Annotated in this window: 12 protein-coding genes; 6 read left to right on the top strand and 6 right to left on the bottom strand. The window is 63.9% G+C overall.

Translation table 11 applies throughout. From position 1 onward, the window contains the following. Positions 1-195: 195 nt before the first annotated feature. Together ACEWFR_RS14830 and ACEWFR_RS14825 are read left to right on the top strand one after the other, a co-directional pair. On the top strand, positions 196-1,632 hold the full coding sequence (locus ACEWFR_RS14830) for an NCS2 family permease (RefSeq protein WP_374061785.1): 1,437 nt from the start codon (positions 196-198) through the stop codon (positions 1,630-1,632). Between the two features lie 130 nt (positions 1,633-1,762). Beyond that, positions 1,763-2,020, top strand: coding sequence for a glutaredoxin family protein (locus ACEWFR_RS14825; RefSeq protein ID WP_374061784.1), 258 nt, complete (start codon positions 1,763-1,765; stop codon positions 2,018-2,020). 62 nt (positions 2,021-2,082) lie between these two features. Here ACEWFR_RS14825 and ACEWFR_RS14820 read toward each other — a convergent pair whose 3' ends face one another. Both ACEWFR_RS14820 and ACEWFR_RS14815 read right to left on the bottom strand, forming a co-directional pair. Then, positions 2,083-2,289, bottom strand: coding sequence for a hypothetical protein (locus ACEWFR_RS14820; protein ID WP_374061783.1), 207 nt, complete (start codon positions 2,287-2,289; stop codon positions 2,083-2,085). Between the two features lie 61 nt (positions 2,290-2,350). Next, complete coding sequence (locus tag ACEWFR_RS14815; protein ID WP_098726437.1) at positions 2,351-3,316, bottom strand: transcriptional regulator; 966 nt, start codon at positions 3,314-3,316, stop codon at positions 2,351-2,353. Between the two features lie 164 nt (positions 3,317-3,480). Here ACEWFR_RS14815 and ACEWFR_RS14810 point away from each other — a divergent pair, with 164 nt between their 5' ends. Further along, a complete protein-coding gene (locus ACEWFR_RS14810; protein ID WP_374061782.1) occupies positions 3,481-4,878 on the top strand; it encodes a DUF1743 domain-containing protein in 1,398 nt (465 codons plus the stop codon). A gap of 75 nt (positions 4,879-4,953) precedes the next feature. Here the strand turns inward: ACEWFR_RS14810 and ACEWFR_RS14805 are convergent, their stop codons facing one another. After that, positions 4,954-5,157, bottom strand: a complete 204-nt coding sequence (locus tag ACEWFR_RS14805) for a hypothetical protein (RefSeq protein ID WP_098726435.1) — start codon at positions 5,155-5,157, stop codon at positions 4,954-4,956. A gap of 162 nt (positions 5,158-5,319) precedes the next feature. Next, complete coding sequence (locus tag ACEWFR_RS14800) at positions 5,320-6,966, bottom strand: hypothetical protein (RefSeq protein WP_374061781.1); 1,647 nt, start codon at positions 6,964-6,966, stop codon at positions 5,320-5,322. A gap of 232 nt (positions 6,967-7,198) precedes the next feature. Here ACEWFR_RS14800 and ACEWFR_RS14795 point away from each other — a divergent pair, with 232 nt between their 5' ends. The 3 genes from ACEWFR_RS14795 (at position 7,199) to ACEWFR_RS14785 (ending at position 11,112) form a co-directional block, all read left to right on the top strand. Then, entirely contained in the window at positions 7,199-8,311 is a 1,113-nt protein-coding gene (locus tag ACEWFR_RS14795) for an OBG GTPase family GTP-binding protein (RefSeq protein ID WP_374061780.1), read from the top strand. 239 nt (positions 8,312-8,550) lie between these two features. Beyond that, positions 8,551-10,275: a Na+/H+ antiporter NhaC family protein gene (locus ACEWFR_RS14790; protein WP_374061779.1), complete on the top strand. Its 1,725-nt coding sequence runs from the start codon at positions 8,551-8,553 to the stop codon at positions 10,273-10,275. 48 nt (positions 10,276-10,323) lie between these two features. Then, positions 10,324-11,112, top strand: coding sequence for a VOC family protein (locus ACEWFR_RS14785; protein ID WP_374061778.1), 789 nt, complete (start codon positions 10,324-10,326; stop codon positions 11,110-11,112). Between the two features lie 132 nt (positions 11,113-11,244). On the opposite strand, the gene ACEWFR_RS14780 is transcribed toward ACEWFR_RS14785, so the two are convergent. Both ACEWFR_RS14780 and ACEWFR_RS14775 read right to left on the bottom strand, forming a co-directional pair. Then, positions 11,245-12,798, bottom strand: a complete 1,554-nt coding sequence (locus ACEWFR_RS14780) for an NAD-dependent epimerase/dehydratase family protein (RefSeq protein ID WP_374061776.1) — start codon at positions 12,796-12,798, stop codon at positions 11,245-11,247. Between the two features lie 216 nt (positions 12,799-13,014). Next, positions 13,015-14,193, bottom strand: a complete 1,179-nt coding sequence (locus ACEWFR_RS14775; protein ID WP_374061775.1) for a DegT/DnrJ/EryC1/StrS family aminotransferase — start codon at positions 14,191-14,193, stop codon at positions 13,015-13,017. Positions 14,194-14,252: the final 59 nt, after the last annotated feature.

Here is a 14,252-nt window from a genome sequence, read left to right as displayed (position 1 = left end):
TCACGAGGAGCACCGTTTCAACCGCGATGAGTCCCCGCCCCGCTCGCGAGGATTTCGTCCGGTCGTTCGACCGCCGCGAGGAATCGAGTGGTGGAAATGTAGGAGTATTAGTGATATCCACGCCCGTGCCCAAATTCCGGCCGATTCGGACAAGAACATTTAACTAATGGGTGTTATTATGCTCGAGCATCCAATATGGGGGCATTCGAGACACTCGCGACGTACTTCGGGTTCGACGAACACGATACCGACCTCGGGACGGAAACGGTCGCGGGAATAACGACGTTCCTCGCGATGTCGTACATCATCGTCGTCAATCCGCTCATTCTCAGCGAGGCGATCGCACTCGAGGGCTACGATGCCGGCGAAGTCCAACAGATGATCGCCGTCGCGACGATCCTCGCGTCGGCGGTCGCCATCTTCGTCATGGCGTTCTGGGCCAACAGACCGTTCGGCCTCGCGCCCGGGATGGGGCTGAACGCGTTCTTCGCGTTCACGGTCGTCATCGGCCTCGGGGTCCCGTGGCAGGTCGCGCTCGCGGCTGTTTTCGTGGAAGGGATTATCTTCATCGCGCTGACGGCGGTCGGCGCGCGGAAGTACATCATCGAACTGTTCCCGGAACCCGTCAAATTCGCGGTCGGGGCCGGGATCGGCGTCTACCTGCTCTTTCTGGGACTTCAGGAGATGCAGATCGTCGTAGACCATCCGGACACGCTCGTCACGCTGGGTAACGTCGCGACGAGCGCGGTCGCAGCGCTTTCGGTCGTCGGCCTCGCACTGATGCTTATCCTTCACGCTCGCGGGATTCGAGGATCGATCGTCATCGGAATCCTCACCACTGCCGTCGCTGGATGGGTGCTGACCGTCGCCGACGTCGTCTCCCCGGGCACGCTCGTTCCCGCCGCTACCTACGATCAGATTTCCAGTGACGGGATCCTAAGCCTGATCGCGAACGTCCAGTACGACTTCACGCCGCTGGCCGCCGGCTTCGTCGACGGCCTCGGGATGATCACCGACGACCCGCTCGTGTTCACGCTGGTCGTCTTCACGTTCTTCTTCGTCGACTTCTTCGATACGGCCGGGACCCTCATCGGTGTCTCACAGATCGGCGGATTCCTCAACGAGGACGGTGACCTCCCTGAAATCGAGAAGCCGCTGATGGCCGACGCGATCGGCACCACCCTCGGTGCGATGGTCGGAACGTCCACGGTGACGACATACATCGAATCGTCAACCGGCGTCGAGGAGGGCGGGCGAACCGGCTTCACCGCTCTCGTCGTCGGCCTCCTCTTCATGCTCTCCTTGCTCATCGTGCCGCTGATCGGTGCCATCCCGCAGTACGCATCGTACCTCGCGCTGGTCGTCGTCGGCATCATCATGCTGCAGGGTGTCACCGACATCGACTGGCAGGATCCGGCCTGGGCGATCTCCGCCGGGCTGACGATCACGGTCATGCCGCTGACCGCGTCTATCTCGAACGGACTCGCCGCCGGGATCATCAGCTACCCGCTCGTCAAAGCCGCGACGGGTGAAACCGAAGACATCTCCGTCGGACAGTGGATACTCGCCGTCGCGTTCATCCTCTATTTCGCCGTCTTCTTCGCCGTCGACGCCGGAATGGTCTCGTTCTAGCGTCGACTGCCGCTCTCCGTCGGCGACGGCTGTTCTTCCCGATCTGACCGCAGGGCCCTCGGAACCCTCGGTTCCGGCAACCGCCCGGTCGACCGGTGGGATAATACGTCTTCCGTGGCAATACGCCCGTATGGCAGACATCACGATGTACGATCTTCCCGGCTGTCCGTTCTGTGCGAAGGTCCGATCGAAGCTCGACGACCTCGAACTCGAGTACGATACCATCGAGGTGCCGCGCTCGCACGCCGAGCGCACCGAAGTCGAGGACGTCAGCGGACAGACCGGCGTCCCCGTCATCGTCGACGAAGCGAACGACGTCGACGGGATGAGCGAGAGCGACGATATCGTCGCATACCTCGAGGAAACGTACGGAAACGGCGCAGCCTGAAGGCCGAAAGGTGACCGCAGTTCATTCTTCGCAGTCAGCGAGACTAACGAGCCTAGCGATTACTATTCCCACCAGAATCGGTTCGAAAACAGGCTGAATACCGTGAACACGAGGTAGCCGCCAACAACGTAGATGCCGACGAATACTGCTGCATCGGCCGCCGTCGTAACGGTCGTCCCGGAATTGAAGACGAGTCCGAAAACTGCGAGGGTGAGAACGAGGAGCGCACGGTGACGACTGACAATTTCGACAGTCCATTGCCTCTCCATAGGCGTTCCTCGCGGTCAGCATTCGAAAAACTGTCGTCCGTCGTGAGTGTTATCGGTCGGATCAGGCCGCTTCTTCGTACTCGGAGCGCTCTCGAATGACGTCCCGGAGTTCGTCGGTGTTCCGGAACGTCGCGAGTTCGTCGCGCTCGACCAGAGCAGTGCCGTCGACGGACTCCTGTTTCGCTCGGTCGACGACGTAAACGGATTGCGTGCGCGTGACCTGGCCGATCGAACTCATGATCCGGGCGCGTTTCTCCGCGGCCTTCGTGAACTTTGAGTGGCCGGTCAGCACGATGTCGCTGTCGTCTTCGTCCTCGCTGACGGCCGTAAACGGCGACCGTGCCGTCGGATGGACGCTGTAGCCGGCCCTCGTAAGAACGGCGACCACCTGTTCGTCGTCCGGATCCGCGTCGGGATCGTCCGGCGTCGCCTCGCTCTCGTGGACATCGTCTGCGCCCTCGAGGACGTCGACGGGGCTCGTAAGCGGGGCATCGAACATCTCCTCGAGCGTCATCGCGACTTCGACGGAGGCGTTCATGCCGTCCTCGTACTTTGAGACTGTCCGCCGGGAGACGCCGAGTTCGCTGGCGAGTTGGCCGAGGCTCCAGTCGCGGTCCTCGCGCTCGTCGGCCAGCAGGTCGCCGTCGATATTGACATAGAGGCCGCCGGGGGCGGCGTAGATCAGCGGCGGGACTTCCTCGATGAACAGGTTATACGCCGTATCGGGGCTGAAGACGGGGACGCCGTGTCGGAAGTAGACGACGTCGGGTTTCAGATCTTCGTCGCGGCTGCGCAGGCCGATAACCAGGGGCGTCGCATTGAGGTAGGTTCCCAGGCGTCGCATCTCCTGGCCGGTCGCCCGGTTGAACGCGTCGATGTTCGCGAGAATCTTGACGAGGACAAGGTCCTCACCGCGTCGTGCGGCGATATCGAAACTCTTCGGTCGGATCGCACACCGATCACTCACCATGAATCCCGCGTCCTCTAACATCGCGGTCACGTTACCGACAAGTGCGGAGCGGGACATACGGGGTTGTAAGCGATTCCTCCTATAAGACATTTTCCCCGGGATGTCCGTGTCCCGTGTCGCGATTGCGGGTCGTATCGGGAGTATACTTATATAGGTGATTGCGCGACTGCGGTGACGGGGATCCCGAAAGGCGTTACTCGACTGGCGTGCAAGCACGGGCGATGACCGTCGTCGGGATCGACGATACCGACTCGCGCGAGCGAGGCATGTGTACGACGTACGTCGCCAGAGAGATCGCAGACCGGCTCCAGAAAGCTGACTTGGCGACCGTCTCGAGGCTGCTCCTCGTCCGGCTCAATCCCGCCGTCGAGTACAAAACGCGGGGGAACGCCGCGCTCGCGATTCACACCGAATGCGACCCCGACCGCGCCTTCGAGATCGCTCGCGAGCGACTCGAGGCGCGTTCCGAAACCGACGACGAGCGGACGAATCCTGGACTGGTCGTGGCGGCTCACGATCCGGACGAAGCCGTTCCCGCAGACGACGTGAGTCGATTCACACACGCGGCGATCCGGGACCACCTCGAGATTTCCGACGCCGCGGCCCTGATCGACCGACACGGCTATCAGTCGTGGCACGCCGGCGACGGCCGCGGGCGGATCGGCGCGCTGGCCGCGATCGGCGCGTGGACGGCACTGGGTGAGTGGACCGACGAGTACATCGCCTACCGCGAACCCGAGCGCTGGGGGACGCCTCGCGAGGTCAACCACGAGAGCGTCTTCACAGCAGCGGAGTGGGGCTATCCCGACGTGTGGGACACGGTCGACCGCGACGAGAACGAGACCGTCTGCGTCCCTCACACGCCCGGCCCGATCCTGTACGGGATCCGCGGCGACGAGACGGACGCCGTCCGGGCCGTCGCCGACCGAATCGAGAGCGAACCCGTCGCCACCACCCAGCGCTTCGTGACCAATCAGGGGACCGACGTTCACCTGCAAGACGGCGCGATCGGAGACGTCGCGGACGGTCGAGCCTACCGGCTCGAAGGCCGGGTCGCGAGCGAGCCCGAGACGCGGCGCGGCGGACACGTATTCGTTACTCTCGAGTCGCCGATCGATGGCGATGTGGTCAGCGACGGTGCGGCCAACGACAATGCGACTAACGACGGTGCGGCCAACGACAATGCGATTAACGACGGTGCAGCCACTGACGAGACGACCGGTGACGAATCGGCGAACCGACTCGCGTGCGCCGCGTTCGAACCGACGAAGCGCTTTCGGAATCGCGTGCGAGCATTGCGCGTCGGCGACCGGATCACCGCCTGCGGCGAGGTGTCCGACGGAACGCTCAAACTCGAGAAGTTCGCCATCCGCGACCTCGTGCGGACCGAACGGGTCACACCGATCTGTCCCGGCTGCGAGCGAACGATGGAGAGCGCCGGCAGAAATCAGGGCTATCGCTGCAGGGACTGCGGGACTGACGCTGCGGGGAAAGCGAACCGATCGCTCGAGCGCGATCTCGAGCCGGGGTGGTACGAGGTGCCGCCGTGTGCGCGCCGACACGTCGCGAAGCCGCTCGTCCGCGGCGGATTCGACGCGCCGACGCATCCGGAGCGGTAGCTCGGTCCGATTCTCGCGGAATGAGTCCGAGACGGGCTGCAGAGCGTGAGACGACGACCGCTTGACGCCGACGAGTTAGCGGACGCTGATGCCGTGGCGAGCGAGAAAGTCGCTCGCGGCTTTGATTTCGACGGGACTGCCGATGATTCGGCAGTGGTCCTCGCCGTCCGAGACGACGGAGACCGTAAACTCATCGTCGAGCTGCGCTTCGAGGCCCTCGAGCGTCTCCCGGGGGAGGACGATCTGGGTACTGTCACGCAGCTGCGACGCGTTTGTCATAGGGAACTCATTCCTCGCGCACCGCTTATGTGTGTCGAAGTTCGTTGGTATTGGTAATGATTTCAGGTGAGGGTGGTCCGTGCATGATCCTTCGGCAGAGAAGCGTAGCCCGGTATCTGGCGGCCCCGCTCGAGTGTCGAGCCATGGTGATCGGTACCAGTGTCAGCCCGTTCCGTGGACCGTCACGATTCGCTCGTCGCTCGCGTGTGGCGACCGAACGACGATCGGGAAGGTGTCGTCGTTGGCCACGGGGTAGGTTTCGTAGCCGAGCGAGAGCCGCTGGGATTGGCCGGGATTGAGGCTCACGCGGAGCGTATCGACGACCTCCGGCGAGTGGCCCACGACGAGCTGGACGTCGTGTCTGCCGGGTTCGCTCCCCACGTTCTCGACGACGGCAGTCACCGAGAGCCACTCGCCACCGGTCACCGGCGCGTTCGTCCCGGTAATCGAAACCGCAAACGTCGCCTCGTCCCGTTCCCCACCGTCGCCGGTATCGTCCCCGTTGCGGCCGTAGACGAGCACCGGCTGTGTGGCCGTATCATCGCTCGTCTCCACGTAGACGGGGAACTCGTCGTCGTTCTCGACGGGATAGGTTTCATACCCCAGCGTGACGGTCGTCGTCTCGCCAGCGCCGACGATCACCCCCTGCGTGTCGACCGTCGTCGGGTCGTCCCCAACGACGAGTTTGACGTCCCGGCTGGCCGGCCCGTCGGCGGTGTTTTCGAGCGTGGCTGTCACCTCGAGCCATTCTCCACCCGTCACGGGTGCGTTCGTCTCGAGGCCGGTCACCTCGAGGTGGCCGTGACTCTCGGCGTCGTCGGTTCCGATGACGGTGACGTCGGTCTCCGATGCTGCGTGACGTGTCTCGACGCGAACGGGGAACGTCTGCGTGTTGCGCACGGTTGCCGTCGTGAACGCGAGTTGGACCGTCTCGCTGTTCCCCGCGAACACCTCGACCGTTTCGCTGTCGACGTGCGTAGGGTCGTGGCCGACGATCAGCTCCGGCACCGCCTCGACGAACGCGTGGTAGGTGGAGTCCCCGTCGATCGCGATTTCTGCGTCGACGGTGAGATCGTCACCCGCTCGGACCGGCGCGTTCGTCCCGGTGATCGTGACGTCGCGGAACGCGGCGATCGACGGCCCCTTGGTGCGGGCGACCGACAGTCGGCCGTCGCGACAGGCGACCCACGCCATCATCGGATAGCCGCCGATGAACCAGATCGCGTCGCGACCGGATATCGCGTACGTGACTGTCGCCGTCGCCCCCGACAGCGAAGTGCTGTCGACGTACGTTGCGTTGCGCCCTTCCTGCCAGAAGAGCCGTCGCAGCGCCCCGGATTCGTCGGCCAACGACGCGGTCACTTCGATGTCGTCGCGCACCGTGATCGTGGCGTCCGGTCCCGGATCGCAGGTCACGTCGACGCTCGGTGGCGCCGGCGCGCTCTCGGTGACCTCGACCAACCAGGTGATCGTCGTTCCGTCGACGGTCACGCCGACCTCGTACGTCCCTGACTCGTCGAACTGACCGGAGGCCGCCGGGTTCCCCGTGACGTACGTGTAACTATAGAACGGATCCGCCGGTGTGACGTCAGGCTCGTTCGATCCGTCGACCTGCCAGTCGGTCGCCCGCGGTTCAACTCCCGGGGTCGCCGCGATTTCGAACCCGATTCCGTCGCCGGGTCGGACGGCCGTCGTGCGCTCCGCCGGGACGACTCGCTCGAGGGTGCCCGTCTGCGCACCCCCGACCCCCGTCGTCGCGATAGCACCCACGCTACTCCCCACTGCCGTAACGTACTCTCGCCGTCGCATACGATGACAGATGCATCACAGAACGGTATAGCTAACACAACCTTGGCGAACGGAACGCAATTGAGGAAACGAGTGTTCAGGTCGACGGCAAGTCCGGGAACGCCCTGGCCTGGTCGCTGTGGTCGTTCGAGTCGGACCGAGCGCGGCGGGGCTCGTCCGGACGCCATCGCTTTGCGTGCTTCAACGCGTGTCTCGAAAGGGTTTTTCGGCGCGACCGGTTGCATACTGACAAATGGGGCTCGAGGATGAAATCGAGGAAATCGAGGACGAAATAGCCAATACGCCCTACAACAAGTCGACGGAGGCCCACATCGGCCGGCTGAAGTCGAAGCTCGCGGAGAAGAAAGAGAAACTCGAAACGCAGCAGTCCGGATCGGGCGGCGGCGGCGGGTATTCCGTCGAGAAGCACGGCGACGCGACGGTCGCGCTGGTGGGGTTCCCGAGTGTCGGCAAGTCGTCGCTGCTGAACTCCCTGACCAACGCCGAGAGTGAAACCGGCTCCTACGAGTTCACGACGCTGGACGTCAACCCGGGGATGCTCAACCACCGCGGCGCGAACATCCAGCTGCTCGACGTGCCGGGGCTGATCGAGGGCGCGGCGGCGGGCAAAGGCGGCGGTCAGCAGGTGCTGGCGGTCGTCCGAAACGCCGACCTCATCATCTACATGCTCTCGGTGTTCGAGATCGAGCAGTACGACCGGCTCCAGGAGGAGCTCTACGACATCAACATCCGCGTCGATCAGGAGCCCCCGCAGGTCACGGTCCGGCCGAAGATCAAAGACGGTATCAAGATCACCTCGAGCACCGACCAGGACCTAGACGAAGAGACGATCAAGCAGGTCATCCGCGAGCACGGCTACGTCAACGCCGTCGTCAACCTGCAAGAGAACGTCTCCATCGACCGGCTGGTCGACGGGCTGATGGACAATCGGGAGTACATTCCCTCGATCACCTGCGTCAACAAGGTCGATCTGATCGACCCCGGCTACAAGGAGACGGTCGACGAGGAGTTGCGCCAGCGCGACTTAGACCCCGAGGAAGTGACGTTCATCAGCGCCGAGGAGGAGAAGGGCCTCGACGTGCTCAAGGATCGAATCTGGGAGCGACTCGGTCTCATCCGTGTCTACATGGAGAAACCCGGCCGCGGCATCGATTGGGAGGAGCCGCTCGTCGTCCAGCGGGGAACAACCGTCGGCGAGGCCATCGAGAAACTCGGCGGCGAGATGGAAGAGCGATTCCGCTTCGCCCGGGTCACCGGCCCCAGCGCGGCCCACGATCAACAGCAGGTCGGGAAAGATCACGTCCTCGAGGACGAGGACGTACTGAAGCTGATTCTGCGGCGGTAGTACGTTCTGCGGTCTTCGACATAGTACTGCTGTGTCGGGCGTGGTCGGCGTTCACCACCCTTTGTTCGTAGTTTGTACTGGCTGGAAGGCGTATCATTCCAAAAACCACTCATTTATACGATGATTGAATCCGGGCCAATCACACGCCTCTGTGGGCTTTCGAACCATACTGATATTTGTTAGACAATATTCGAATCGGAACGGTGAAAAATATCCGGCGGCCCCAAGACTAGGTAGCTATGGTTGATTTCGGGTGGTTCACGCAGCTGATCGATTCCGGGGCGCTCTCGCTCGTGCCGCCGTTGCTCGCGATCGTCCTCGCGATCGTAACCCGTCGGCCGATGCTCTCCCTGTTTCTGGGCATCTGGTCGGGGGCGATCATCCACACCGGGGGCATCGGCATCGCACAGACCTTCGACTGGATCGTCAGCGCGATCATCGTCGACGACGGCTTTCACGTCCAGATCCTCCTCTTTACGCTCCTGTTGGGCTCGGGTGTCGCGCTCATCTGGCGGCTCGGCGGCGCGATCGCCGTCCGCCGGTGGGCGACCGAGCGCCTCGAGTCCCAGCGGGCCGTCGGGCTGACCACGTGGGGCCTGGGACTTGCCATGTTCTTCGACGACTACGCCAACACGGCCATCGTCGGGAGTACGATGCGCGAGATATCCGACGAGCTTCGGGTCTCCCGCGAGAAGCTCGCGTACATCGTCGACTCGACGGCCGCGCCCGTCGCGACGCTGGGCATCTCGAGTTGGGTCGCGTTTCAGCTGTCGCTGATCAGCAGCGCGTACGAGGACATGGGTGTCGCGAGCGAGGCACCGACGGCGTTCGCGACGTTCGTGGGCTCGATTCCCTACAACACCTACGCACTGCTGGCGATCGTCATGGTCGGGATCGTCGTCTACACCGGTCGAGACTACGGCGAGATGCTGGACGCCGAACACCGCTCGCGGACGACGGGGGCGGTCAACCGCGAGGGCGCACAGCCGCTCCAGAAGGTCGAGGAAGATCTGGGTGTACCGATTGGCGACCGTCCGATGCTTCGAACCTTTTTCGCGCCCGTCGTCGTCCTGATCGCGGTGACGCTCGGAAGAGCGTTCTGGACCGGGTACCAGTCGTGGCTTTCGAGCCAGGCCGAGGCGGGAGCGCCGACGGCGTTCGGTGCCGCCGCGAATGACGCGGGACTGACGCAAGTTCTCATCGACATCGTCGGCGCGGGAAACTTCGCGACGGCGCTGATCTGGGGCTCGTTCGCCATGGTCGTGACCGCGATCGCGATCGGACTGGCCTACGGCCTGTTCGATATCGGCGACGGCGTCGATACCGTCATCGACGGCTTCGGTATCATGCTGACGGCAGTGACGATCCTCGTGCTCGCATGGACGATCAGCAGCGTCGCGGAGACGCTCGGAACCGGCGAATTCGTCGCGAGCGTCGCCGAACCGTACATCACGGCGGAGTTGCTCCCCGTTCTCATCCTGCTCGTCGCCGCGTTCGTTGCGTTCACCATGGGGTCGTCGTGGGCGACGATGGGACTCGTGACGCCCATCGCCATCCGGGTCGCCTACGAGTTCGGGACCGGATTCGAACTGGTTCCGGTCGCCGTCGGTGCCGTCTTCTCCGGCGCGATCTTCGGCGATCACGCCTCACCGATATCCGACACGACGGTGCTCTCGGCGACGTTCAGCGGGGCTGACCTGATCGACCACGTCCGAACGCAACTGCCCTACGCCTTGACCGTCTTCGGCGTGGTCGTCGGCTGTTACCTGCTCAACGGCTACCTCGGCGTGCCCCCGATCGTCTTCCTGCCGCTCGGCGTCGTCGCCCTCGTCGGACTCGTCGTCGGCCTCTCGAGACTCGACGCCGACCGGAAGGGGCTCGAGCCGGTCCCGACGAGCCCGGCCGCCGACCTCGCCGAACGAGACGCCGAGGTCGACGCCGATTCGCCTGAGCGGTCCGGCTAGACCGCCGCCTTCGCCAATTTTTTGGAGCGCGCAGGTGTCCGTTCGCGTATGGACGGAACGCTCGATCACACGATGATCCGCGTCGCTGACCTCGAGGAATCGCTCGAGTGGTATCAGACGCACCTCGAGTACGAGGAGAAAGATCGCTTCGAGGGCGACGGCTTCACCATCGTCTACCTCGGGCCGGAAACGATGCACGAGGACGGGGCGATGCTCGAAATCACCCATAACGAAGGCGAGGAGCCCGAGGTGGGCGACGCCTGGGGCCACATCGCGGTCCGGGTTCCGGAGGGCGAACTCGAAGCGTACTACCAGCAACTGATGGACGAGGGCGTCGAGGACTACCGCGATCCCGAGTCCTGTGGCGGCCGGTACGCGTTCGTGAAAGACCCCGACGGACACGAGATCGAGATCGTCCAGCGCGATCAGGGCGCGCTGTGGTCGCTCGATCACACCATGATCCGCGTCGAGGACGCCGACGAGGCGCTGGGCTTCTGGACCCGAAAGTTCGAGTACGACGAGGTCGGCCGCTGGGAGGCCGACACCTTCGCGAACTACTTCGTCGAACCCGAAGACGCCGCCCCCGAGGCGATGTCCGTCGAACTCACGTACAACTACGACGGCCGCAGCTACGAGATGGGCGACGCCTGGGGTCACCTCTGTCTCCGCATCGACGACCTCGAGGAGGACTGGGATCAGCTCATGGTGCGGGAGGCCGCGGACTACCGCGATCCCGAGAGCTGTGACAACATGTACGCGTTCACGACCGACCAGGACGGCCACGAGATCGAACTCATCGAGCGCGACCTCGAGGCCGACTCGCTGTTCCCCTTCTAGACGGGATTCTCGTTCTGGGCTCGGCTGCTCCATCAATAGATTTCCACTCGCCTGGCCTCTCGATCGATTCGACGGTGCTACAGGTGTTGTGGACAGCAGTAGAACGCACGTCTCGAGTGGCTCTCGAGCCCGTCACACGCCCGTGGAGGGCAGCGTCTCCTGCGTAGGAGGCTCGTGGTGGTCGGGAACCGCCGTCGTCCGTTCGAACTCATCGAGTCCCTCGAGGGACGCACAGTTGTTGTAGTGATCAGCGGTGTAGTCGGTGAACTCGCCGGATTCGAACGCGGTCCGGAGCTCCTGACAGTGATCGCGGACGGTCATGTCGGCCTCATAGCCGAGCACGTCGGCGATCCGATCGAAGGCGACCCGGTAACTTCGGTCGTCCGTCCGATCGTCGTGATACTCGATCGTGGCGTCGGGGAAGCAGTCGGAGACGATCGTCGCGAGTTCGTCGATCCGGTAGTTCTGTCGCGTCGATCCGACGTTGAAGACGGTATCCCCGACGTCCTCGATGGGCGCAGTCAGGCAGTCGACGTAGGCGCGTGCGGCGTCGTTGACGTGGACGTTCGGCCGATACTGATCGCCGCCGAAGACGGGAATGACTCCCTCGTGGTAGGCCTTGGCGGGCAGCACGTTCCCGACGAGATCGAATCGCATTCTGGGCGAGCAACCGTAGACCGTCGCCATCCGGAGAATCGTCGGCGAGAAGTTCCCATCGGCGAAGGAACGAAGTACTTGTTCGGACTGGATCTTCAACCGGGCGTACAGCGAGACGGGGTTGAGCGGCGCGTCTTCGGTGCAGTTCCCGTGGTCGGCTTCGGCCCGCCCGTAGACGCTACAGGAGGACGCGAACAGGAAGCGATTGATCTGATAGTACTTGCACAGCGACGCCAGCAACTGCGTCGAGTGATAGTTGTACTCGAGGGTCTTCCGCGGATCGAGTTCGGAGGCGGGATCGCCGACGATGCCGCCGAGGTGGACGACGGCGTCGACTCCCGCGACCGCGTCGATGACCGTCTCGACCGATCGAGCGTCGCCCTGGATCACCGAAAATCGGTCGCGCTCGAGGAGGTCGGCGATTCCGGAATCACCGTACAACAGCGGATCGAGCACGCGGACGTCGAACCCGTCGTCGAGCAGTTGTCGGCAGAGAACGGATCCCAGATACCCCGCACCGCCGACCACGAGGACCGTCTGGACGGCAGTCGGATCGATTCCCCCGTCGTGCGGTCGGTCGTCGTCGGCCATCGCGGCCACGTCGACGCCGCCGTCCCCGTCGACGACCGGGACCACGCTGGAGCCGGTCCGGTCACGTTCCATCGCGAATCCGATCCGGTCTCCCGTCGTTGCAGTGCCGGTCCGATCCCCCGCCGTCGCGTCGGGTCGATCCCCACTCGCCGCGGACCCGTTTCGATCGGCCTCAGTCTTCGAACTCGGCAGTCCGCCGATCCGACGACTCGTTTCGTCCGCATCGAGGACGGTCGGATCGTCGTCAACGACGGCCGACAGCGGCGTCTCCAGTGCGATCCCCGAACGAAGTTTCCGTCTGAGACGGTCGTTCGTCGCGGTCCCGACGAGCCGATTCTCCTCGTCGACGACGACGATACCTCCCGATCCGGAGCGATCGATCCGGGCCATCGCGTCGCGGATCGACATCCCTTCGTCTGCTGTGACTGGCCATCTCATGGTTGCGTTATCGACTGCCGTCCGTGGTCGGTCGGACACCGACGCCGACACGGCTTGTTCAGTCTACCCTGACGGTACCCCTTTGTTATGGATACGTTTTGATAGCAAAACGGCCGCCAACGGACACGGTTTCGGTTCGAATCGGCCGGAACGATCGAACCGCTCGAGCGGCGATCGAATTCATTTCGACCCGGCGTCTCACTTCGACCCGTCATCTCACTTCGGCCGGGCGTCCCGAGCCTCGAGACGCGGCGCAGTAGACCGTCCGCGTTCGATGCCCGCGCTGACGCCGGCGACGATCCGATCGACCTCCGCGGAGCGCAACTCGGGATGAATCGGGAGGGAGAGCACGCGACCGGCCACGTCCTCGGTAACCGGCAGCGACGCCGACTCGCCGTTCTCCTCGCTGTAGGCCTCCGTCTGGTGGGCGGCGGGTTCCCAGTAGACTTTCGACGCGATCTCTCGCTCGGTCAGGGTGTCGATAACGACCGATCGATCGATATCCGCCTCGAGCGTGACCGTATACAGCTGAAAGACGTGCCGGCCGCGACCGGCGGCCGTGTGCGGTTCGACGCCGGAAACGCCGGCGAGTCCCGTCGACAGCTGTTCGGCCGCACGTCGTCGACCGGTGATGTTAGCCTCCACCTTCTCGAGTTGGGCGCAACCGATGCTCGCGACGAGATCGGACATTCGGACGTTCGTCCCGACGCCGACGTACTCGCCGCTGTCGACCGACTGGAAGTACTCGTCGGACGCACGACCGTGAGATCGATACCGTTTGACCCGACGGGCGATCCCGTCGTCGTCGGTGACGACAGCACCGCCCTCGCCCGTCGGAAGGATCTTGTTCTGGCAGAAGCTCAACGCTGCGGATTCCCCGAACGTCCCCAGGAGTTTGCCCTCGTAATCGGCCCCGAACGCCTCGGCCGCGTCCTCGATCAGCGGGATATCGGCGTCGGCGGCCAGCTCGGTGAGCGCGTCGATTTCACAGGCGGCACCGTAGGGGTGGATGGGAACGATCGCGGCCGTGTCGTCGGAAATCGCGTCGGCGACGGCGTCCGGGTCGAGCCCGTAGGCCGCGCGCTGAATGTCCGCGAACACCGGGCGCGCACCAGTCTGCCGAACGGCGTTCGCCGTCGCGATGAACGTAAACGAGGGGACGATCACCTCGTCGCCCTCGCCGACGCCGTGAGCGGTCAGCGCGGCAACCAGTGCGGTCGTTCCCGAACTAACCGTCACCGCGTGTTCGACGCCGAGATACTCCTCGAGACCCGCTTCGAACGCCTCGACGTACGGCCCATTCGCCCAGTAGCTGCCTCGAGTGATCGAGTCGACGGCGTTGGCCACGTCCCGCTGATCCCACGGAATTTCGAATAACGGTATCGAGTCACTCATCGTCCGAACCGTCATCTACCAGCGAATTAAGTAGGCATTCGTTACCGTCCGGAATCGGT

This window comes from Natrinema sp. H-ect4 (assembly GCF_041894845.1).
Lineage (GTDB): Archaea > Halobacteriota > Halobacteria > Halobacteriales > Natrialbaceae > Natrinema.
Note: the sequence above shows the minus strand (reverse complement) of the source record. Positions and strands in the feature narration are given on the sequence as shown.